This is a genomic window from Flavobacterium sp. FlaQc-47, assembly GCF_044006475.1.
Lineage (GTDB): Bacteria > Bacteroidota > Bacteroidia > Flavobacteriales > Flavobacteriaceae > Flavobacterium.
Window position 1 is genome coordinate 137836 of the sequence record NZ_JBIPCQ010000008.1, and the last position, 22971, is coordinate 160806.

Sequence of the window (22971 nt, forward strand, 5' to 3'; positions counted from 1 at the left end):
TGCGAAATTACTTAAAAACAATCAATAATCATAATTCTTTAAAATAAATATAATTTAATTATTTGTATTTAAAATCAAAAAACTACGTATATTTTTTAAGGTATATTAATATAAAAGTCTAATTTAGTGATAATAGTGCAGGATTTTCTTTAAAATTTATTCAATTAAAACCATTTTCTAGTAAAAAGATTGAGTAATGTTTTTGGTGATAATGTGATAACAAATCGTATTTTTTCGTTGTATTTATTTTGAGAAATTTCCCACCCGTTATTAGAATAAACAGGAAAATAGACTTCAAAGTAATCAGGAACCAGATTTAATCTGATACCACTATCGTAAACAAAATTCGCACTTTGATGCTTACTTCTCATAAAGCCAATATCGCCATAAGCCTCAATCCAGTTCCAGATCGAATAACTTACATTTAATGCTGTCATCCATTGATTGGCGTATGCCGGCTGTATTTTTGATTTAAAACCACCTTCGGCCATTACATATTGCTGACTAAAAAAACCGGTACTTTCAGATCGGCCGTAAAAATTATAATCAAACATATAATCGGTCGGACGGTCTAAACCAAAACTAAAATAATCCGAATTTGTTGTGTTATACAAAAAACTTCCTGCATAAAATCTCAAATTCAGTTTATGATTGTTTTCAAATAATCGTCTGTATTCAATTTCTCCGGCAACTTTTCCAAAATTTCCTGCAAATTGAAAATCAGTCATAAAATTAAAATGATTAATCAATTCGGTTTTTGTATTCGAATAACGCGCATTAAATATGGAATAATTAGGGGTAGAATTATCAGTGATATACGTACTTGCTTCGCGATTTACAATTACTTGCCGAAACATAAAAAGCTGTTTTCTGTTGTCTCTGAAATTCTCCTCGCGAATTCGAAACTGAACCATCGGATTCAGTCTTAAATATGTAGCATCAGGCGCATAATGATAATAATTCTGACTAATAGAATAACGGACATTATAAAGCGTGCTGTTTCTGTAATATTGATTCCAGACAAATGCAGATGATCCTGATACTGTTCCGGCTTTAATTGAATACGCAGGATTAACGTCAAATGTAAAGGGTTTATCCAGAATAGTTTTATTATGAAAACGAATTCCAGGCGTAAAACCGTCATATAAATTATAAGTAAGCGTTGGGATATATAAAATCTGATTATAATAAGGATCCTCTAAATCTTTGGCAAAATTAAACTTGACAGGACGATTTGTGATTACCAGACTTTTCAATGATTTCCAGTTATTTCTCAAGTTGTATTCAGGAACCTCATTATCATAATTGAGAACTATTTTATCGGCACTTTTTCGATCAAACTCATATATCGAATCATTATTTTGAGGTTCGATCCATGTTTTAAAAACGACTTCATTTTTCTTCAGTCCATAAACCGGAATTGGAACAAAATTAGTGGTTCTGTTTTTTATCTGAAATTGAATGCTGTCTTTAGTTCTGGAAACATGCGAGAATTTATAATCGATTATATCTCTGGAATCAATAATGGTATTAAAAAACCAATCGATTTTTTTAGGAGTATTTTTAGTTAATATTTTCTCGAAATCGTAGCGGTTCGTTTGCTCTGTTTTGTTCAGGTTATAAAATTCCTGTAGACTTTCGGGAACAATATTATGATTCAAATAATCATCTAAATAGCTTAGGCTTAATCCTGCACGATATTTACTGGCAATTTGTTCGTTGAATTTTATTAAAGTATTCTTTGGATCTCCAAGCGGCTGATCCAGATTCTTTCTCGCCATCAGCATATAATAATAGCTGTATTGTTCGTTAAAAGTCAAATTAGTAATGTTATAACTTTTAAAGAGTTTCCAATCAGAAAGTCTTCCCAGCATTTTTTGATCAAGATGATTTTCCTCCATGAATTTCATCATTGAATAAATCTGAATTCCGTCATAAACCCAATTGTCTTTTCTGGGATCCAGTTTTAAACTGTTCTTAAGGTAATTATTGAGATATGTTTTTAAGAAGGTAATTTCGAAAATAAAATCATCAGTAAACGGACTAATAAAGGATGGTAACTGATTCAATCCATAAAACGGATTTCGGTCATAATCTGTTTGAGAAACCGTAATTTTTTGATGTGGATATTTTCCAATAAAACTATTTGCAAAAGTCACAACTCGATTGATGATAATTGCTTTCTGAATCTCGGTAATTTTTTTGTTTTTGAGATTAGAAAGTACTTCTACAGAGCCGTTTTCATAACTTGTGAAGCTCTTTTGTTTTTCAATAAAAAAGTTAAAGTCAGTTCTGTTATTTCCGGAGAAAGCATATGTTTTAAAAGATGTATTTGTAGCATCTTCAGCAACTAAATTCAAATCAGTAGTAACCGAATATTCATTGGGAAGCTTAATATTTACCTCATAGTCTGTTGTAGCATTTGCAATATCATCTAAATTGAAATTATTGTTGGTCACAAAATTATGATTTTCAAAACGTGCAGGACTTAAAAACCAGTTTTTCAGGTTCATTCCGCCATTTTGATCAAAGCCATAACGCGTAAATTTATCACTCGGAATTTTGGATATATATATTAGATGCAAATCTAATTTTTCGCCGGGATACAATTTTCTTTTCAGTTTTATGACAACAAGATCAGGATCTTTTTCAGTTCGTTCCCATTCCAGCGCCACATTATCAGAATCGGTTAAATTTATTATTGTAGTATTACCTCTTTCCGAAGCTTTTGCCAAATGAAAACCTCTGTAAAATTCATCCGAAAACCTTCTTGCCAGCGGAGTATTTTTATCAGAGAAAGCATTGTTCCAATCGTTTAAAACGATCGAAATCAAAGAATCTTTTGAAGTGTTATAATACGTAATATCCTGTTTTACGTTTAAAGTTTTCAATTCAACATTAACCGCCACTTCCATCTTAGAATGATGTTGTGCATATTGTTTTAAAGAGTTCATTAAAACAAAAACGAAGAAAATAATTTTATAAAATGGTTTCAATGATGGCTTAGATAGTTAAGGATATAGTTTAAGTTACGTTTATAAATTGGTTTTGGTTTTCTGTAAAAATAGTATAAAAAAAGCTGTTTTTAAAAACAGCTTTAATTTTTTTGTAAGAAATAATGTTTATTTTACCCTGTAAGTTATAGAAGTAGAAAAAGAAGATTACAATTGTTAAATTCTAAATACCAAAGAAATCCGTTTTTATCAGCGCTTTCACTTTAGCGAATCAGTTTAATCTGCGTCAACTTAAATAACCTTATAGCACTTATATGGTGAAAAACATAGTTAGAAGTTAGGGCTCAAGTCGTATTTCTTGTAGAATTTATCTAATACATCAACAACTTCATCTTCAGTATCTACAATTTTAAATAAGTTCAAATCGTCAGGACTTACAGTTTGCATTTTTTCAACCAAAACTGTTTTTACCCATTCGATCAATCCGGACCAGAATTCAACACCAACTAATATAATTGGGAATTTTCCAATTTTTTTAGTCTGAATCAAAGTGATCGCTTCAAACATTTCGTCAAGAGTTCCAAAACCTCCAGGCATCACCACAAAACCTTGTGAATATTTCACGAACATTACTTTTCTCACAAAGAAATAATCGAAATTCAGGTTTTTATCGTGATCTATGTAAGGGTTAAAGTGTTGTTCAAAAGGCAATTCGATGTTTAAACCAACCGAAGTTCCGCCTCCTAAATGTGCACCTTTGTTACCAGCTTCCATGATTCCGGGACCACCTCCTGTGATAACTCCGTAACCAGCTTTACTGATTTTGTAAGCAATTTTTTCTGCCAACAAATAATATTTATCCTCTGGTTTAGTTCGCGCCGAACCAAAAATGGATACACAAGGACCAATACGTCCCATGCTTTCGTAACCGTTTACGAACTCAGCCATGATTTTAAAAATCGCCCAGCTATCATTCGTTCTAATTTCATTCCACGTTTTTTGTTTTAAACGATCCTGGATTATTCTATCCTCATCATTGTCAAAATCTTCTAATCTCATTTTAGATATTTTAATTTATTTATATTTTTATTAGTTGTGTCTTTTTTTAATTTTCATTCAAGTTGTCACATTGAGCGGAGTCCTAATGAGGAGCTGTTTCCTGCTGTCCGCTATATCTTTTCCCGGCTAAAGAAGCCAGTAAAAGGATGCCGCTCCCATCAGGGCTAGGGGATCAGTTTTCAATTGAAACATTGTTTTTTAAAAGGAAAAATTCTCTTTTAATTAATACGTTTGTTCTTCAATTGATTTCGTAATGTTGCTTTTAACTTTTCCTGTATGTTCTGTGGTTTTTGATTCAATCAGCATTATTGAACATTCTTCAACCGAGGAAACCCTGTGATTCACTCCTTTTTTCACAACGAATAAATCACCTTTTTGCATGGTAAATGATGGTTGATTTTCAATTTCCATTAAAAGTTCACCGTCGACAATGTAAAATAATTCGTCTTCGTTCTCATGATTATGCCACGGTACTTCCTGACCTTTTATTTTTGCGACTTTAATATATTGATCATTTACTTCCTCAATTATTTTAGGCGAAAAATATTGGTTTACGCTACTGAATTTCTCTTTTAGATTCATAGATTTTTATCCTACTCGTTACCGTAATCAAAAGCTTTGGCAAAAAGGGCGTACTAAATTAGTGCTTTTTTTGAGAATTGTTACAGAAATGGGGATTTATTAATTTAAATGTAACATTTCTGTAGCTGTGTTTTTGGCTGTGGATTCAGTATCAGACGATTAAGGCAGAATGCCTAATAACGATTTATTTTCTTCAAATGTCTTAGTTCCAAATTGACGTATTACTTTTGAAACATCTAAACCTTGTTGCGATATACTTATTCCTTTCGAAATTTATTATTGCCTTTTTGTCTACATTTTAATAGATTTTAAAATGGACTTAAATTATTATACTCTTGAATTCCAAATTTCAGGATTTCGACTAGTATGATATATTGCAAAAATTTCGACTAAAGAATATGATTCATTAATTGTATAATGAATCATAAAGGGAAATTTCTTAATAAGCATGCAATGAACATCCTTATATCTAATAGTATAAATATAAGGTTGCGCTTTTAGAGAGTTGATTTGAGATTTGACTTGTTTATGAAAACGAAGGCCTAGATTTTGTAATTGATTGTTGTACCAAATTACAATTTCGTGAAGATCATTTAAAGCCTCTGCGTCAATTTTTATTTTATACATTATCTGAAATTATTGAATTGGCAAATCTGAAACTTCGTCCCAATCCAACATTCTTTCAGGTGAAATTTTACTTTTTTCAATCCTACTAAAAACCCTTTTTTGATGTTCTATTGGAATTTCAATGTCATCTTTCCAAATCTCATCATTAAGTTTTAATTTTTCCGAAGGAGATAATTGTTTTACAACTTTTAATAACTCTTTAAAATCTAAATCTACTTTCAAACTTAAACTGTTCATAACGATATTTTTATAAATAGTTAAACTACTGTTTTAATAGGCATTTACTAAGTTAACTCTTTTTTCAAAAACTTAGCTGTATAGCTTTTTTTATTTTTCGCTACTTCTTCCGGAGTTCCTTTTGCGATTAATTGTCCACCGCCTTTTCCTCCTTCAGGACCAATATCAATAATATAATCCGCAAGTTTAATCACATCCATATTATGTTCGATAATCAGGATTGTATTTCCTTTATCAACTAATTTATTAATCACGTCCATCAAAACACGAATGTCTTCAAAGTGTAATCCTGTAGTAGGTTCATCAAGGATATAAAATGTATTTCCGGTATCTTTTTTAGACAATTCTCCGGCTAGTTTTATACGTTGCGCCTCACCACCCGAAAGAGTTGTACTTTGCTGTCCAAGAGTAATATATCCTAAACCAACATCCTGAATTGTTTTTACTTTACGATAAATCTTCGGAATCATTTCAAAAAACGGAACCGCTTCATCAACCGTCATATTCAATACATCAGAAATTGATTTTCCTTTATATCGAATTTCCAGAGTTTCTCTGTTAAAACGTTTTCCCTGACAGGTTTCACATTCTACATAAACATCAGGTAAAAAGTTCATTTCTATGGTTCTAACACCGGAACCTTCGCAGGTTTCACAGCGTCCGCCTTTTACATTAAAACTAAAGCGTCCTGCTTTATAACCACGGATCATACTTTCAGAAGTCATCGTAAACAAGTTTCTGATTTCGGTAAAAACCTCGGTATAAGTTGCTGGATTAGAACGCGGTGTTCTCCCAATCGGACTTTGATCAATATCAATTACTTTGTCAATATGTTCAAGGCCTTCAATCTTTTTATAAGGTTGTGGTTTTTTTACGCCATTAAAATAATAGGCATTCAAAATAGGGTAGAGGGTTTCGTTTATCAAAGTCGATTTCCCACTTCCTGACACTCCTGTAACACAAATCATTTTCCCCAAAGGCAATTCAATCGAAACATTTTTCAGGTTGTTTCCTGTTGCTCCGGTCAATTTCAAAAATTTTCCGTTTCCTTTACGGCGCTCTTTCGGAATCTCCAATTTCATTGTACCGTTCAAATATTGAGCGGTAATCGTATTCGATTTTAAAGTTTCTGCCGGAGTTCCAATGCTAATAATTTCTCCTCCGTATTTACCTGCTTTTGGACCAATATCAATAACATAATCAGCACGTTCGATCATGTCTTTGTCGTGTTCAACTACAATAACTGAGTTGCCGATATCGCGCAATTGCTCTAAGGAATGAATTAATTTTTCATTGTCTCTTTGGTGTAAACCAATACTTGGTTCATCCAGAATATATAAAACACCAACCAATTGTGAACCAATTTGTGTTGCCAGACGGATACGTTGTGCCTCACCACCGGAAAGTGATTTTGAACTTCGGCTTAAAGCCAAATATTCCAAACCAACATTCATTAAAAAATTCAAACGGTCCTTGATTTCTTTCACGACTTCTGATGCAATCAAAAGCTGCTTTTCTGATAAATGTTGATTTAAATCCTTGAACCAGATTGTTAAATCAGAGATATCCATATCGCACAATTCAACGATATTTTTACCATTGATTTTAAAAAATAAAGCTTCTTTTTTTAAACGTGAGCCATTACAAACCGGACAATTTACTTCGTCCATGAAATCTTTTGCCCACCGTTTTATGGTTGTTGAAGAAGTTTCGTCAAATTGATTTTTGATGAAATGCGAAATTCCTTCAAAATCTATTTTATAATCGCGTGTTACGCCTAAATCTTTTGAGTTTACAACAAATTTATCTTTTCCCCCATGCAAAATCATTGTCATGGCTTCTTCCGGAATTTTCTCAATAGGGTCAGTTATCTTGAAACTGAATTTTTCTCCAATAACTTCCAGTTGTTTAAAAATCCAGGACGATTTATATTCACCAAGCGGAGCAAAACCACCCGCTTTAATTGATAATTTAGGATTTGGAATAATTTTTTTAACATTGATTTCGTGCACTGTCCCTAATCCATTACAATGCGGACAAGCTCCTTTTGGGGAGTTGAACGAAAATAAGTTGGGTTCCGGATTTTGATACGATATTCCGGTTGTAGGACACATTAAATTTCTACTGAAATAACGAACTTCATTTGTATCCTGATCTAAAATCATCAAAACATTTTCGCCATGATCCATTGCTGTATTAATGCTTTCAGATAATCGTTTTTGATTCTCTTCGGTATCTTCAATCAACATTCTGTCGACTACAATCTCAATATCATGGGTTTTGTAACGATCCAGTTTCATTCCTGAAACTAAATCTTTAACTTCACCATTTACACGAACTTTTAGGAAACCTTGTTTGGTAATTTGCTGAAATAACTCTGCATAATGACCTTTTCTGGCTCTAATAATCGGAGCAAGAATATTGATGCGTTTTCCTTTAAAATCCTGAATAATCAAATCTTTGATTTGGTCATCCGAATAGGAAACCATTTTTTCACCGGTGTTGTAACTATATGCGTCAGCACCACGAGCGTATAGAAGTCGCAGGAAATCATATATTTCGGTAATCGTACCGACAGTAGAACGAGGACTTTTACTGGTTGTTTTTTGTTCAATAGCAATTACAGGCGAAAGTCCGTCGATTTTATCAACATCAGGACGTTCAAGCCCACCAAGAAACTGTCTGGCATAAGCCGAAAAAGTTTCTACATAACGGCGTTGTCCTTCGGCATAAATAGTATCAAATGCCAAAGACGATTTTCCCGAACCTGATAAACCGGTAATAACCACCAGTTTTTCACGCGGAATAGAAATGTCTATATTTTTTAGATTATGAACTCTTGCACCAAGAACTTCAATAGTATTGTCTTTTTCTAACATAATTTTGAGCAAAACGCAAAGTTACCACTTTGATTTATTCTTTCCATACTCGAACACAAAACTTTATGTTACAATTAGTAACAAAAAATGCCCAAAAAAATAAACACAAATTGCACGAATTGTCACTAATTAGTTTGTGAAATTAATTTCACAAACTAATTTAATCTTAATGATTAGTGCAAATCAGTGCAATTCTCGTTTAAATTGATTAAAATATTTGTATCCAGACGCTAGAACCTAATTTAGCGTTTTCTTTTTCTGGTTTCCATATAATCTTCGATGGCTTCTTTGGTGGTGTACCAATTTCTACCTTCTTTATAAGCATCAATTTTACCTGTTCTGGCTAATAAGCTTACATATTCCTGCCCGTATGGAGTGCTTGGCTCACTAACTATATCTGATATTTTTTGATAATCATAAGTACTGCCCGGCATTGCATTTAAATATATATTGAGCGTTCGTTCAAGTGCCTGACACATCAATAAAATTAATTTTTGATAATTGCCGTTATTAGCTTGATTTAGTGCTTCATAATATTTTTTTCTATCATTTTTTAAAATGATGGCCGGTGGAAAACCACAACGCATTAATAACAAATTCATGCTTAAACGCACAGTACGACCATTTCCGTCAAAGAATGGATGAATCCAGACTAATTTGTGATGGTAAATTGTGGAAAGCTCTATGTCGTTTAAACCTAACGGATTTGTATTAATAAAATCAATTAATTCATCGAGATAATCTGAAACTTTATTGGCATTTGGAGGCATAAAATTAGCTCCTGAAATTCGAACGCCTCCGTTTCGTAATCTTCCGGCAAAATCATCTTCGATGGAACGTAAAACTAATCCATGAATGGATAGAATGTCAATACTTCGCAAATTATAATTCTCATCAACAATCGAGTATAAATAATCAATTGCTTTGTCGTGATTGTGGGTTTCAAAATGTTCCCGAAGCGATTTTCCTTTTATGGTAATTCCTTCCTGGATTACCATTTGGGTTTCGCGCAGGCTCATTGTGTTTCCTTCGATACTATTTGAATTGTAGGTCCATTCAAGGGATAAGCTTTCACGAATTTTGTGTAAAGCGATATTGGGCAATGGTCTACTGTTTTGCAAATCAAGCCTTTTTTGATACAATCGATCAAAAGTTAATTGAAATTCTTCTCTGTATGTTAAGTCTATATTCCACATAATCCCACAAATGTACGTCTTAATATCGGATATGTAAAAATTTTAACCTATCCGATATTAATATTACTCGATGGTCATGGAACGTAGTTTGGTTCTATAGGCTTCAAGTGCTATAGATTTGGATATAAATCCAAAGTATTTATCATTTCGTAATACGGGAAGAAAAGCTGATTTAGATTTTTCGAATTTGCTCATTACGATTTCCATGCTGTCTTCAGATGAAATCGTAGCGGCAGGAGTTTTCATTACATCTTTAATCAAGGTATATTTAACCCGATAACTATTGAATATAATTTCCCTGATATCATTGAAATGAACAATTCCAACAAGATCTTTTTCATTGTCTACAACTGCAAAAACTACCTGATTAGAATGTGAAATAAGGTCAACCAATTTACTAAGATTTTCTTCAGGATGAACTGTTAGATAATCACATTGAATGATGGTGTCAATATCTAAAGTGGATAAAATATTAGAATCTTTATTGCTTGTAAACGCGTGGCCTTTTTTAGCAAGACCTTTTACATCAAGTGAATATTTTTCAAAACGTTTAGAAATCGCAAAACTTATTGAGGAAACAATCATAAGAGGGATCATCAGGCTGTAACCACCCGTGATTTCGGCAATTAAAAAGATTGCAGTAAGAGGAGCATGAAATAATCCGCTCAAAATACCTGCCATTCCTACCATAGTAAAGTTACTGATTGGGAGTTTTGACAAACCAATCATACTAATGAATTTTGCGAAAAAATAGCCCAGATACGAACCTAAAAATAAGGATGGTGCAAAATTCCCTCCATTTCCGCCGCTTCCAAGAGTTAGTCCGGAAGCAAAAACTTTTACCATCATGGTACATCCTACAAAAAGCAGTAAAACCCATTGATTATCTCTAAAATCAGCAAATAATGTATTGTCTAATAATTTTCCCGGATCTGACTCAGATAATGTTTTAATACTTTCATAACCTTCACCAAAAAGTGTTGGAAATATAAAAATTAGCAATGCTAATAACGAAGATCCAATTAAAGCTTTTCTATAAGGACCAACTTTTAAATGAGAAAAATAATGCTCAACTTTTTGGAAATTTCGTGCGTAATAAACCGCCATAAAACCAGTTACAATTCCCAATAAAACATAAAAAGGAATATTATGATAATTAAAAGCTTCTTGTTTTTTGAACGACAATAATATAGTTTCGTCTAAAACGATAGCAGAAACCAATGCTCCGGTTGCAGCAGAAATCATAATAGGAGTAAAGGCAGAAATACTTACATCGACTAGTAAAACTTCTATAGCAAAAAGTACTCCGGCAATGGGCGCGTTAAAAGCAGCCGAAATTCCGGCAGCAACACCACAACCAATAAGTAATGTCCTGTCTTTATAAGGTAATTTGAAATTTTGAGCAAAATTAGATCCAAATGCTGCACCTGTAATAACGATAGGGCTTTCTAAACCTGCAGAACCTCCTAAACCAACAGTAAGTGAAGAGGTCACAATTTGAGCATACATTTGCTTCTTCGGAATAATACTGGCTTTTTTAGCCACTGCATATAAAATCTGAGAAGTTCCTTTTTCGATGCTTCCGTTAAGAACCCTTTTTACCACAAAAACCGTCAGTACAATTCCGATGATGGGAAGAATACTATTAATGAAACTCAGTTTTAAAATACCATTGATGTAGGTGGCAAAAGAGAAAACGCTATGGGCAAAAGTTTTTAATACAATTACAGCCAAAGAGCACGAAACACCAATTAAAACACTTGATAAAAAAATAAATTGCTTTGGAGTCATTAATGACTGTCCTAAAGCGATGATGCTTTCTAATCTTCTAAAATATTTTTTTAGCATTCTGTTTGTAAAAGTTAGGTAAACTACAAATTTAACTCATAATGTTTAAATATAAATGAAAATTAGCAATAAAATTAAAAGCCTACAGCTGTATCGTCTCCACGAAAATCTGCGCCACCTTCAAGATTGCTGTTAGGTAAAACCAAAATACAATCAAGTTTACCAATTACGGGCGTAGTTTTTTCGTTAATTAAATATCCCTTTGCTTTCAATTTATCTATTGTAATATTGTCAAATGCATTAGGTTCAAACGTAATTAAATCTGGTAACCATTGATGATGAAATCGTGGTGCGTTTACGGCTTCCTGCATACTCAAATTGTATTCGTAAACATTTAAAATGGCTTGTAAAACCGTTGTAATTATAGTCGAACCACCCGGAGAACCTACGACCATAAATAATTTTCCGTTTTTCTCTACAATCGTTGGTGTCATTGAACTTAACATTCTTTTTTGCGGAGCAATACTGTTAGCTTCGTTTCCTACTAAGCCAAACATATTGGGAGATCCGGGCTTTGCGCTAAAATCATCCATTTCGTTATTTAGAAAAAATCCTAATTCGTCACAATAATATTTTGATCCGTAACCGTCATTAAGTGTTGTAGTTGCTGCAACGGCATTTCCCTGAGCATCAACAATTGAATAATGAGTAGTTTCAGTACTTTCATTAAAATTTACTTTTCCTTCTTTTATTTCTGATGATAAACTGGCTTTGTTTACATTAAAAGTTGACATTCTTTCTTTTAAATAAACATCAGACAATAAACCATTAACTGGAATTTTTACAAAATCAGGATCTCCTAAAAACTGGCTTCTGTCTGCGTAAGCCCTTCTTTCGGCCTCAACAATAACCTGAATAGACTCCTCAGAGTTATGTCCCATTTTTGATAAATCATATGGAGCGATCATTTTCATGATTTGCGCCAGACAAATTCCGCCACTGCTTGGTGGTGACATTGAGGTGATTTTTAAATCTTTATAAGTAAATTGCAATGGTTTTCTCCATTTTGCCTCATATTTTGCTAAATCCTGAAGTGTAATAATCCCACCTTTTTTATTAAGATAATCAACTAATATTTTAGCTGTTTCGCCTTTGTAAAATTCATTTCTTCCGTTTTTTGCAATTCGTTTCAATGTTTTGGCAAGAGCAGGATATTTAATAGTATCATTTTCTTTGTACAGAGTTGCAAGTGGCGTTTTATCACCGTTTATTTTTACAATAGCATCCCTGTAATCATTTATATTTTTTTCTTGTTTTTTGGTGACAACTACACCTCTTTCTGCTAACGCAATGACAGGTTTTAAAATTTCAGCCATTGGCAAAGAACCCAATTTTTTGTGTACGGCAAAAACTCCCGCAATTGTTCCCGGAACACCAATTGCTAAAGCAGTTTGGGTACTTTTACCTTTTATAACATTTCCGTCTTTATCAACAAACATATCTTTTGTGGCTGCTAATGGTGCTTTTTCGCGATAGTCTAAAGATCCAACTTCGCCATTTGCTTTTCGATATACCATAAATCCACCTCCGCCAATATTTCCCGCAAAAGGAAACGCTACGGCCAAAGCCAATTCGGTTCCAACCATTGCATCAAAAGCATTTCCGCCTTTTTGTATAATTTCTAATCCTACTTTAGATGCTTCCTGACGTGCAGAAACGACCATTGCTTTTGTGGCGACCAATCCTGTTGGTTTTGCGGTTTGTTGTGCAAAACTATAAATAGAAATAAAACTGAATAAAAAGGCGATTTTTTTCATAAAGAATGGTATTTGTTTTCTGTATAATCTGATATATTCTATAAAGACAGTAATTTTTGTTTTGAATGCTTTTTGACGTCTTCAAAAAAGAGTGTGAATTCCTGTTCAAATTCCGAATAAAATGCTACTAATTCTTCACTTGCAAACTGCATTTTTGAGGTGTTTTTTGAGCGTCGGTCCATTTGTGTCAAAATATTCTTGATTCCTTCCACGGTTTGATAACTTAAAAGCCAGTTTCTTTCGATCATATACGGCATTAAACTCTGAGTTTTTTCGGTCAGGATATCATAATTAGTATGTAATGAAGTATAAAATCGATTAATGAAATCTTCCAGTTTTTCATCTGAATATTTTGTCCAGTTTTTGGCTAAAAAATGATCGTAGACAATATCGACAATAACGCCGGCATAATGGTGGTATTTTTCATGTAACCGTTTGGTACTTTGTCTAAAAACATCGTGAGAATCTGTATAAGTATCTATGGAACGATGCAAAATAATGCCTTTTTGAACTTCTTCAGGAAAATGCTCAAATTGTTTCCCGCGAATTCCATCGGCCATAAAATTGCCAATTTTAATTAAATCATTATCTCCGGACAAATAGATGTGGGCTAGGAAGTTCATTTTTTTTGAGTTGCTAAGTTTCTTTTAGAGTTACAAAGGTTCTAAGTTGCTAAGACACTAAGTTATTTTAGTAAAAGTATGAAAACTTTTTCACATCATTTTAAGGATTATCTATAGCAATTAAAATCTCGGGAACTTAGCGTCTCAGCAACTTCTTTAAAAAATCTCAGGACCTTAGCAAATCAGACAATTAGTAGCTTTTTTTAAATTCTTAGCAACTTAGCAACTTAGGAACTCAGCAACTTTTCTATATTTGTAACTGGTAACTATAACTCATAAACATGACTTTAATAAAATCGATCTCAGGAATACGAGGAACTATTGGTGGAAAAGTAGGAGATAATCTGACTCCGGTTGATGCTGTAAAATTTGCATCGGCATATGGTACTTTTCTAAAAAACAATACTTCAAAAGAAAAATTGACAGTTGTAATAGGTCGTGATGCCAGAATTTCCGGACCTATGATTCACAATCTGGTTGTAAATACTTTAGTAGGTTTAGGAATTAATGTAATTGATCTGGGACTTTCAACAACGCCTACTGTTGAAATTGCTGTTCCTTTGGAAAAAGCGGATGGCGGAATTATTTTAACCGCTTCTCATAATCCGAAACAATGGAATGCCTTAAAATTATTGAATGCTAAAGGAGAATTTTTAAGTGGTGAAGAAGGAGCAAAAATTTTAGATATTGCTGATGCTGAAGCTTTCGATTTCTCGGACGTTGATAATTTAGGTGAAATCACGGTGAATGATGCTTATATGGATATTCATATCGATGAGGTTTTAAATTTACCTTTAGTAGATGTTGAAGCGGTAAAAGCAGCAAAATTTAAAGTGGTTGTTGATGGCGTAAATTCGTCAGGCGGAATCATTATCCCAAGATTATTAGAATTAATGGGAGTTGAAGTGGTAAAATTATACTGCGAACCAAACGGACATTTCCCGCACAACCCGGAACCTTTAAAAGAGCATTTAACCGATATTTCTGAATTAGTAGTAAAGGAAAAAGCTGATTTAGGAGTTGTTGTAGATCCGGACGTAGATCGTCTTGCTTTTATTTGCGAAGACGGAGAAATGTTCGGCGAAGAATATACGTTAGTGGCTTGCGCCGATTATGTTTTGGGTAAAACTCCCGGAAACACAGTTTCGAATATGTCATCGTCTCGTGCTTTGCGCGATGTAACGGTTGCTCATGGCGGAAAATATGAAGCAAGTGCAGTTGGAGAAGTGAATGTTGTTGAATTAATGAAAAAAAACAACGCTATTATTGGTGGTGAAGGAAACGGCGGAATCATTTATCCTGAATCTCATTACGGGCGTGATAGTTTAGTTGGTGTAGCGTTATTTCTAACACATTTAGCCAATAAAAAAATGTCAGTTTCTGCATTGCGTGCTTCATATCCGGAATATTATATGAGCAAAAATAAAATTGAATTGACACCACAAATTGATGTTGATGCGATTTTAGAAGCTATGACAAATAAATATAAAAACGAAGATATTACAACAATTGACGGTGTGAAAATTGATTTTGCAACAGAATGGGTTCATTTAAGAAAATCAAACACAGAACCAATTATCAGAATTTATACTGAAGCTCCTTCTCAGGAAAAAGCAGATGTATTGGCACTTCGAATTATAGATGAAATAAAAGCAATTGCCGGAATTTAATTTTTGGCATTAGATAATCTGAACACAAAAATTAACCGCAAAGTTCGCAAGTTTTTTAATAGTAGGATTTTATAAAAGGCAAAGTTCGCAAAGCTAGATCAATACAAAGCTTTGCGAACTTTTTGTTTTCGTCTACTAAATAAAAACTCTTGCGAACTTTGCGGTAAAATTATTACGACTCTAGTTTTTGATAATTTTCAAAGACTTTTTTACAGAACCATAAGTTGCGGTTACAATATAAACTCCGCTTGAAAGTTTTTCACCAATTTTAATATCTTCATTGGTGAAATTTGTATCTGATGAGAAACAAATACTTCCTTTCATATCTGTTATTCTTAAATTCAAAGGTTCTGTAATGGCAGATTTTATATGAAGTGTGGATTGTGATTCAATGGGATTTGGGTAAACCGTAAAAAAATCTTTTTGAACTGTTGGATCATTTACGCCTAAGTTGGCTGTTGATACATCGATGTAATTAAAATTCATATCGTTTGATTTGAATTTAATTTTCAGGTAAACTTGTCCTTTTGGTAATGTAATTCCGTTTACAATTTTATTGGTGTACGTTTGCAAACTTCCTGTTGCTGCAAATGTTTGATCAGTTTTTGCGACAACATCATTTACTACAATATCAAATTTACCCTGACTTGTTGATGCAACTCTAAAGGTTAAATTATAAGTTCCCGCGTTATCAACATTCAGCATAAATTCATTCCAATCTCCTGTTTCTATATTAGATACATTTTGTGTTGTTCCTGAATCAGTTGTGTTTTGTAAGGTTGTTCCTTTTCGGCGATAATGTTTATTTGCAATTATTCTGCCTGGAACATTCATCTTTTTAGATGTATAAGCTGTATTTATGTATTCAGTCCCAATGGGTCTTAAAACGCCGCTTTGAGGAGCTAGTAAGGGACCTTCTGCCATGTCTAACCATTCTGCTGGAACTCTTCCTGTGAACCAGGAATATCTGTAAATGTCCGGATCATTTTCAAAATTAGTTATGATGTCTTTCATAAATTTAGTTTTGTCAGCGGCACTTTGAACTACTCTGTTTGCAAATTCAGTCACCCAAACCGGACGATTGTATTTTTTTAAAAGACTGGTAACGCCAATAACGGATCCCGAAGAGCTATCATAAGTATGAAAAGCAATATAATCGACTTTGCAATTGGGGCATAACAGAAAAAAATGATCGTGCCATGCAGTCGGACTACTGTAACCGCCATAATTATTATTCGGGTCATTATACGCCGGTGAGGCACTAACTATTTCTAAGTTTTTAGCGGCAGCAATTTTCTCTACATTTTTCCATGCATTAACGGCTTCTTGCGGAGTTAATCTTGCGCCATCATTAAAATTAGGTTCATTAAAAGCCAGTAAATATTTTGCACCGGGCTTTATTCTGTTTATAAAAGCTTGTACATCGGCATCACTTACCGCATTCCATGTCATTGGGACATATTCAACACCAATGGATTCATAATTGGCATTAGTATCATTTTCAGGCGAAGATCCCCAATTGTACCACCAGGAAACGCCTGGTTTTAGAGCAAGTAAATCTGCCGTTGAGTTATTTCCGTAAGCTATTCCACGTTTGGGGCTTTGAGCGAAAGCAGCTATTGAAATACAAAAAATTAAAGAACATAGGTTTTTCTTCATAATAGGTTAATTTAGATTTAAGTAGGGTTAATCTTCTTCAAATATATGTTCTTTATGCAACTTATCATTTGATTCTGTCAGAAATAAAATAGTACAAAAACACATCAAAAATCTATTTTACTGCTTTGAATAAAGAATTCTATTATTATGAAGTTTTATAAAATAAAAAATCCAAAAAAGCAATTTTACTTTTTTGGATTTATTTATTTATGGCAGAAGTTGCTATTCAATTCTGTGTTTCCATCTTTTGTGCGTCCATAAATAAAATTCAGGAGCTTCGTAAATTTGTTTTTCAACTTCTCTTAAATATTTTTCTGTAATATCAAAGTTTTGATAATCTTTGGGATTATCGGCTATAGCAACAAAAGTGGCTTCATAGTAACCTCTTGCAACTTTTTTTACTTTTACAAAAATCACGCTTAAATCGTATTTTTTAGCCAGCATTTCCGCGCCTGTATGTACCGGAACTTCAACACCCATAAATTTCATTGAATGAAAAATTCGGTCCAGTTTAGGCGATTGATCACTTGCTAATCCGTACATGCTTAAAATTCCGTCACGCTGATTTTGCGCCATAGTAGGGATCGCCTTTCTTGTCTCAACTAATTCTGTATCGTATTTCGAGCGTATTTTTCGAACCAGTTTATCAAAATAGCGGTTGGCAACTCTTTTGTAAACGGCAATTCCCTTAAAGTCTATTTTAGGATTAATGGTTAAAAGCCATTCATAACTTGCATAATGCGAAGCTACAAGAATGACACTTTTGCCTCTTTTTGCATATTCATTTACAAGTTCAATATTGGTCACACGAAATCTCTTTTCCATTTCTTCGGGTGAAATGCTCATTGTTTTAATGGTTTCCAGAAACATATCGCACATATGGTGGTAAAATTTCTTTTCAATTTCTTTTAACTCGCTTTTACTTAAGTGGGGCAAAGTAAGCGCCAGGTTTTCACGTACTACTTTTTTGCGATAGCCAATGATTCTATATATAATAAAACATATAAAATCTGATAACCAGTAAAACAATCGAAAAGGAAGTATAGAGATAAGCCAAAGTAGAGGATAGGCCAATATATAAACGAGAAATTGCATGTACTTTTTTTTAGCAAATATAAAATAAAAATGAATAACGAGCGGTAATTTGGTCTGAAGCTAACATATGTTTAAGAATCACTATATTTACAAATCACAATAAATATTTTTTATGAATACCATTTTAGTAGGGATTATAGTTGCTAATGCTATTATTAGTTACAAAGGTTTTAATGATCTTGCTTTTTTTAGAAAATACGAATTTCATGTAGGTAGTATTCGTTCCGGTGAACAAATCAGAATGATTTCATCCGGTTTTTTACATGCAGATATGATGCATTTAGTATTTAATATGTTGACGCTTTGGTTTTTCGCACCAGTAGTAATTCAATTGATGGGTCCGATTTCTTTTGTTTTAATTTATTTCGGAAGTTTAATTTTTGGAAGTTTACTAACCATGCTCTTTCATAAAAATGATTACAGTTATCGTGCCGTTGGAGCTTCGGGCGCTGTAACGGGTATTTTATATTCGGCAATATTATTACAGCCTGATATGATGCTGGGAATTTTCTTTGTAATACCAATGCCGGCATATTTATTCGGGATCTTATATTTATTGTATTCAATTTACGGAATGCGTGCTAAAAATGATAATATTGGGCACACAGCACATTTTGGTGGCGCAATTGGCGGATATTTAATAACTCTGGTAAAAGAGCCTTCACTAATTGCAGACCATACATTGATAGTTGTGTTATTAGCGATCCCCATTTTTATACTTTTTGTAATGGCAAAATTGGGGAAATTATAATATTGGCACAACTTTTGAAATTCCATAATCAAACAATTTAAATATAACAAAAATGAAGAAAGTACTATTATTTTTAACAATCATGTTTATGACTATGTCTTACGGCCAGGAGATCAAACAAATTCCGCAAATTAATGTAAACGGAGAAGGAAAAGTAAAAGTAGCTCCAGATAAGGTTTTAATTTCTGCAACAGTTGAAACAAAAGGAAATAATGCTAAAGATGTCAAAAAACAAAATGACGAAAAAATCGACGCAGTTTTAAAATTCATTAAAAAGATGAATATTGCGACAGCAGATTTCAAAACTAAACAAGTTGCTCTTAATCCGCAATATGATTATGAGAAAAAGAAAACCAGCTACAATGCCATTCAAACAATTGAAATCGTATTGAAAGATTTAACTAAATATGATGAATTGATGGAAGGTCTTGTTCAACAAGGTATTAACCGTATTGATAAAGTATCTTTTGAAACCTCTAAATTAGAGCAAATTGAAACAGAAGCAAGAAAATTAGCCATAAAAGACGCTAAATTAAAAGCAGAAGATTACGTTTCGGTTTTAGGACAAAAAGTTGGTAAAGCGTATACTATCTCTGATAATACTCAGGTTTATCGTCCGCAACCAATGTACACCGCTATGAAAACAATGGCAATGGATTCTGCAGGTGCCGAAAATGAAACTTTAGCAGCTGGTGAAATCGAAGTTATTGCAAATGTAAGCGTGAGCTTTATTTTAGATTAAAACAGATAAACTTCAAATAAAAAAAATCCAAATTCCAACTTAAAAATTGGGATTTGGATTTTTTTTAGAATTAGATATAAGTATTATTTATTAAATAATTTTTTTAGGCTGGATGTATTAGAAGTTGCAAGACAATCGCAGATTCTATAATAGGAAATCTCCATGTCCTTCCTTTTCCAGAGCACAGCAAAATTCGCTGTCAAGATAATTTAATTCATTGCTCCGGAATACTGTAAATTCTGTCGTTTCATACGCCTGTTCAAGATGATTACGTTCATAATTTTCCATAAACATTGGCGATGCTGAAGATAAGCTCGCTTTAGGCTGATAATTAAGTTGATTGGCTATTCTCATAATGATGGCTTTTGATTTTTATCTTATTATTTGAAAGATTAATATTTCAAATATAAATAGACAAAGCCGAGAATGATTTATATAATTCTTTATAAAAGTTGTATGATTTTTAGACTGTTATGAATTGTAATTTGATTATCGAAGTTATTTTACAACTTAAAAAACGGCAATTTTTCCAGTTTGTATTTCGCCTGAGTTTGTAATTATTTTATAGATATAAATTCCTGAAGAAATGTTTTTTATATTAATGTTATTGGTTTTAGAAAGTAACGGAGATGTTATAGTGTTTTGACCGCTAATGTTGTACAAATAGAAAATAGCATTTTCCTCTTTTTTGCCTTCAATATTTAATTCTTCATTTTTGCTTAATAACGTTGGGTATACAAAAAACAAATCATCGCCTAAATAATTAGTATCAAGAATGAGGGAACTTATTACATTACTGTTTTCTAAAATTAAATTTATTTTATACTTATTGCTTCCCTTTGTTGGTGCATCATCTAAAAAAGAAAATGTTTTTGAATTGATATCATTTATGCTGCTAATGATACTTTCGTCATTATTATTTAATTTTACTAAATCAATTTTTTTGATATTGTACAAGCTAAAAACACTGGCATCAATCTTTACTTTATTTTCTTCAAAAACTTCTGCTAAAGTCAACTCAAAATAGCAATTTGAATTTTGGGCATATGCTAATGTTGACTCACTTTTTATTCCTTCGGTATTATCAAACACAGGAATAACAGAGTAAATTTTTCCATCATTATAGGTGTAAGTATTTTTTGTTGTTTGTTCTTTTAATTCTAAATGATCTCCTGCTAGTTGATAAATATTGAAAGAAGCGACATTTGCAGGTTTGTCCCAATTAATTTCGGTTGTGCCATCACAAACTAAGCTGGTGCTGATATTTAAATCATAAGAAATCGTAAAGCTATCAGATATATAATCAATATTATTAATGGTCATTTTTAGTTTTGCTTTCAAAAATTTTTGTGTTGCAGGCGTATAAGTAAATTGTCCATTATTCAGATTTATATCATTTGCGATAACTTCCCAAGTTTCCCCATTATTATAAGTAACAGACAATTGTCCGGGAATACCGGAAAATGATGAACTCCATTTAAAAGGTGAAATTGTTTTGCCATCATAAGGGAAATTATCATTATTGACGGGGTAATTCCATTCAAATTGATTTTCTAATTCATATTCGTAAGCAATGCTATATTCCTGAGACGTTTCTGAAACATATGAACCAATTACATTAATAGTATAAGATCCTGATGTTGGGTTTTCAATAGTTACTTGTTCTATATTATTAATTATATCTTGTCCTCTTACAGCTTCCTGTTCAGGAGTATCAGGATTAAGAATCCAGGGTAAAAAAGTAGTATTATCAGCTGCAATAACTTCAAGATCTAAATCATTTACCAAACTTATATTACTATTAATTTCTGCTGGTAAATCGTTCCAGACTAATGTGATTTTTAAGTTTTTTGCATTTTCCGGAAGAGTAATTGTGTGTGAATTGGTTTGACCAGTTGTTAAATTACCGGATATAAATCTGTTTTCAGTGATCGTTTTTAAGCTTTTATCAGCATTTATATTACCGTATCCATAAGTAAAATCCGGGCCTTTATTCCCTAAATCTTTGGCACTATTAATTAAAATTGCTTTTGTAAGGATATTAGTCAAAGCGCTATTGTTTATGGTTTTATAATGTTGTTTCATAAGTGTAATAATTCCTGTAGCTAATGCGGTAGAATTTGAAGTTCCTTGTGTGCTAAAGGCTACTAACTCTGGTTTTATCCGACCGTCATAAGCTGGGCCTTTTGATGAAAATGGCATAATTACTTCGTTTTGATCAATACAACCTAATACAATGCTATTTTTTGATTGCTTGAAATTACCGGTAATGGATTTAAAACCCTGAAGTCCAGTATTACCAGACGAAAAACAATGAGTTAAATCTGTATTTGAAAATAACTGCGCGTCATAAGCATTAGCTAGCGAACCGTAAAAATTTTCAATCACAGTTCCATAGGAATGATTTTGAGTAGTTGCGCCTTGCAAAGTTGCCACTTCATCGGGATAGAGATTCAAAAAGTCAGAGGATTGTATTTTAGCTTTTTGAGCGACACCTTTTCCTAATACAGAACTATTTCCTAATCCTGAAACTATAGTTGCCATAGCCGTTGCGTGGCTCGATACAATAGAAGATTGTGTTTGCGAAGGAATGTGTTTGTTTAGTAAATCAATATCATTCACATCAAAAAGATCATCTTTGATTGCAACAATTTGATTTTCGCCTTTTAAAAGAGGAAAATTAATATTGGCTTTGTTGATATAGTTAATAGTAAAATTTTGATCTGTGATTTTAGATTCGCCTTTTGGCTGAAATGATTCTTGTGAAATAGAAGATACGCTGTTCAAATTTATAATTTCATCCTTAATTTTTTTAGAATCAGTATTTATAATTACAAGATGATTGTCCAGTATTTTAATGTTAGAAATGTGTATTAATTTCAAATCAGTAATTAACGCCTGGATAGAATCAGTTGCTATTATATACGGTTTGTCTTCATTATGATTTGAAAAATTTGATGGTAATTTCCAAAAATTATTAACGAATTGAATTTTTGAAGATTTACCGGATTTCAAACTTTCATTTTTAATGATACAAAAAGTACTGTCAAGTTTTTTTACAATCTTGTACTTGTTCTGATGTGCATTTTCTAAAGACGTAAGATAGTATTTTTCAAATTTTCTTTCATTTTCTTTTTTGATGTATTGTTTCCATTTCTCACCACTTTGTGAGAAACTGATTGTCGTAATCATAAAAAGGAGAAAAATAATTTGTTTCTTCATTTACTGGAGATTTTAGAGCAGTTTTTATGGCTTAGCAAGGTTGATACTTTGAACTTAATGATTTTATTTT

The 22971-nt window shown here is 32.7% G+C and carries 17 protein-coding genes; 3 read left to right on the forward strand and 14 right to left on the reverse strand.

Annotated elements, in window-relative coordinates; genetic code table 11:
* Positions 1-164: 164 nt before the first annotated feature.
* The 10 genes from ACHRVX_RS21285 to ACHRVX_RS21330 all read right to left on the reverse strand — a co-directional run bounded on the left by ACHRVX_RS21285 (position 165) and on the right by ACHRVX_RS21330 (position 13762).
* On the reverse strand, positions 165-2915 hold the full coding sequence (locus tag ACHRVX_RS21285) for an aminopeptidase (protein WP_395336255.1): 2751 nt from the start codon (positions 2913-2915) through the stop codon (positions 165-167).
* 369 nt (positions 2916-3284) lie between these two features.
* Positions 3285-4013: a TIGR00730 family Rossman fold protein gene (locus ACHRVX_RS21290; RefSeq protein WP_395336031.1), complete on the reverse strand. Its 729-nt coding sequence runs from the start codon at positions 4011-4013 to the stop codon at positions 3285-3287.
* A 222-nt stretch (positions 4014-4235) separates the two neighbouring features.
* Entirely contained in the window at positions 4236-4595 is a 360-nt protein-coding gene (locus ACHRVX_RS21295; protein ID WP_395336033.1) for a cupin domain-containing protein, read from the reverse strand.
* A gap of 327 nt (positions 4596-4922) precedes the next feature.
* Positions 4923-5222 (reverse strand): type II toxin-antitoxin system RelE/ParE family toxin, encoded by a 300-nt coding sequence (locus ACHRVX_RS21300; protein ID WP_395336035.1) that lies wholly within the window; start codon positions 5220-5222, stop codon positions 4923-4925.
* Between the two features lie 9 nt (positions 5223-5231).
* Positions 5232-5459, reverse strand: a complete 228-nt coding sequence (locus ACHRVX_RS21305) for a hypothetical protein (protein ID WP_395336037.1) — start codon at positions 5457-5459, stop codon at positions 5232-5234.
* 47 nt (positions 5460-5506) lie between these two features.
* Positions 5507-8338, reverse strand: coding sequence for an excinuclease ABC subunit UvrA (gene uvrA, locus ACHRVX_RS21310; RefSeq protein WP_395336039.1), 2832 nt, complete (start codon positions 8336-8338; stop codon positions 5507-5509).
* A 242-nt stretch (positions 8339-8580) separates the two neighbouring features.
* The gene (locus ACHRVX_RS21315) at positions 8581-9534 is read right to left on the reverse strand and encodes a Fic family protein (RefSeq protein WP_395336041.1); all 954 of its coding nucleotides are present in this window, start codon (positions 9532-9534) and stop codon (positions 8581-8583) included.
* A gap of 63 nt (positions 9535-9597) precedes the next feature.
* Complete coding sequence (locus ACHRVX_RS21320) at positions 9598-11382, reverse strand: chloride channel protein (RefSeq protein WP_395336043.1); 1785 nt, start codon at positions 11380-11382, stop codon at positions 9598-9600.
* 74 nt (positions 11383-11456) lie between these two features.
* Complete coding sequence (gene ggt / locus ACHRVX_RS21325; RefSeq protein ID WP_395336045.1) at positions 11457-13139, reverse strand: gamma-glutamyltransferase; 1683 nt, start codon at positions 13137-13139, stop codon at positions 11457-11459.
* 38 nt (positions 13140-13177) lie between these two features.
* Positions 13178-13762 carry an ACP phosphodiesterase gene (locus tag ACHRVX_RS21330; RefSeq protein ID WP_395336047.1) on the reverse strand — a complete coding sequence of 195 codons (585 nt, stop codon included), beginning with the start codon at positions 13760-13762 and terminating at the stop codon, positions 13178-13180.
* A gap of 281 nt (positions 13763-14043) precedes the next feature.
* Between ACHRVX_RS21330 and glmM the strand changes: the two genes are divergently transcribed.
* Positions 14044-15432: a phosphoglucosamine mutase gene (glmM, locus tag ACHRVX_RS21335; protein WP_395336049.1), complete on the forward strand. Its 1389-nt coding sequence runs from the start codon at positions 14044-14046 to the stop codon at positions 15430-15432.
* 180 nt (positions 15433-15612) lie between these two features.
* On the opposite strand, the gene ACHRVX_RS21340 is transcribed toward glmM, so the two are convergent.
* A complete protein-coding gene (locus ACHRVX_RS21340; RefSeq protein ID WP_395336051.1) occupies positions 15613-17091 on the reverse strand; it encodes a glycosyl hydrolase in 1479 nt (492 codons plus the stop codon).
* 222 nt (positions 17092-17313) lie between these two features.
* A complete protein-coding gene (locus tag ACHRVX_RS21345) occupies positions 17314-18186 on the reverse strand; it encodes a lysophospholipid acyltransferase family protein (RefSeq protein ID WP_395336053.1) in 873 nt (290 codons plus the stop codon).
* A gap of 112 nt (positions 18187-18298) precedes the next feature.
* Between ACHRVX_RS21345 and ACHRVX_RS21350 the strand changes: the two genes are divergently transcribed.
* On the forward strand, positions 18299-18937 hold the full coding sequence (locus ACHRVX_RS21350) for a rhomboid family intramembrane serine protease (protein WP_395336055.1): 639 nt from the start codon (positions 18299-18301) through the stop codon (positions 18935-18937).
* 52 nt (positions 18938-18989) lie between these two features.
* Positions 18990-19679 carry an SIMPL domain-containing protein gene (locus ACHRVX_RS21355; RefSeq protein WP_395336057.1) on the forward strand — a complete coding sequence of 230 codons (690 nt, stop codon included), beginning with the start codon at positions 18990-18992 and terminating at the stop codon, positions 19677-19679.
* Positions 19680-19823: 144 nt separating this feature from the next.
* Here ACHRVX_RS21355 and ACHRVX_RS21360 read toward each other — a convergent pair whose 3' ends face one another.
* Both ACHRVX_RS21360 and ACHRVX_RS21365 read right to left on the reverse strand, forming a co-directional pair.
* The gene (locus ACHRVX_RS21360; protein WP_395336058.1) at positions 19824-20033 is read right to left on the reverse strand and encodes a hypothetical protein; all 210 of its coding nucleotides are present in this window, start codon (positions 20031-20033) and stop codon (positions 19824-19826) included.
* Between the two features lie 156 nt (positions 20034-20189).
* Entirely contained in the window at positions 20190-22901 is a 2712-nt protein-coding gene (locus tag ACHRVX_RS21365) for a S8 family serine peptidase (protein WP_395336060.1), read from the reverse strand.
* Positions 22902-22971 lie beyond the last annotated feature (70 nt).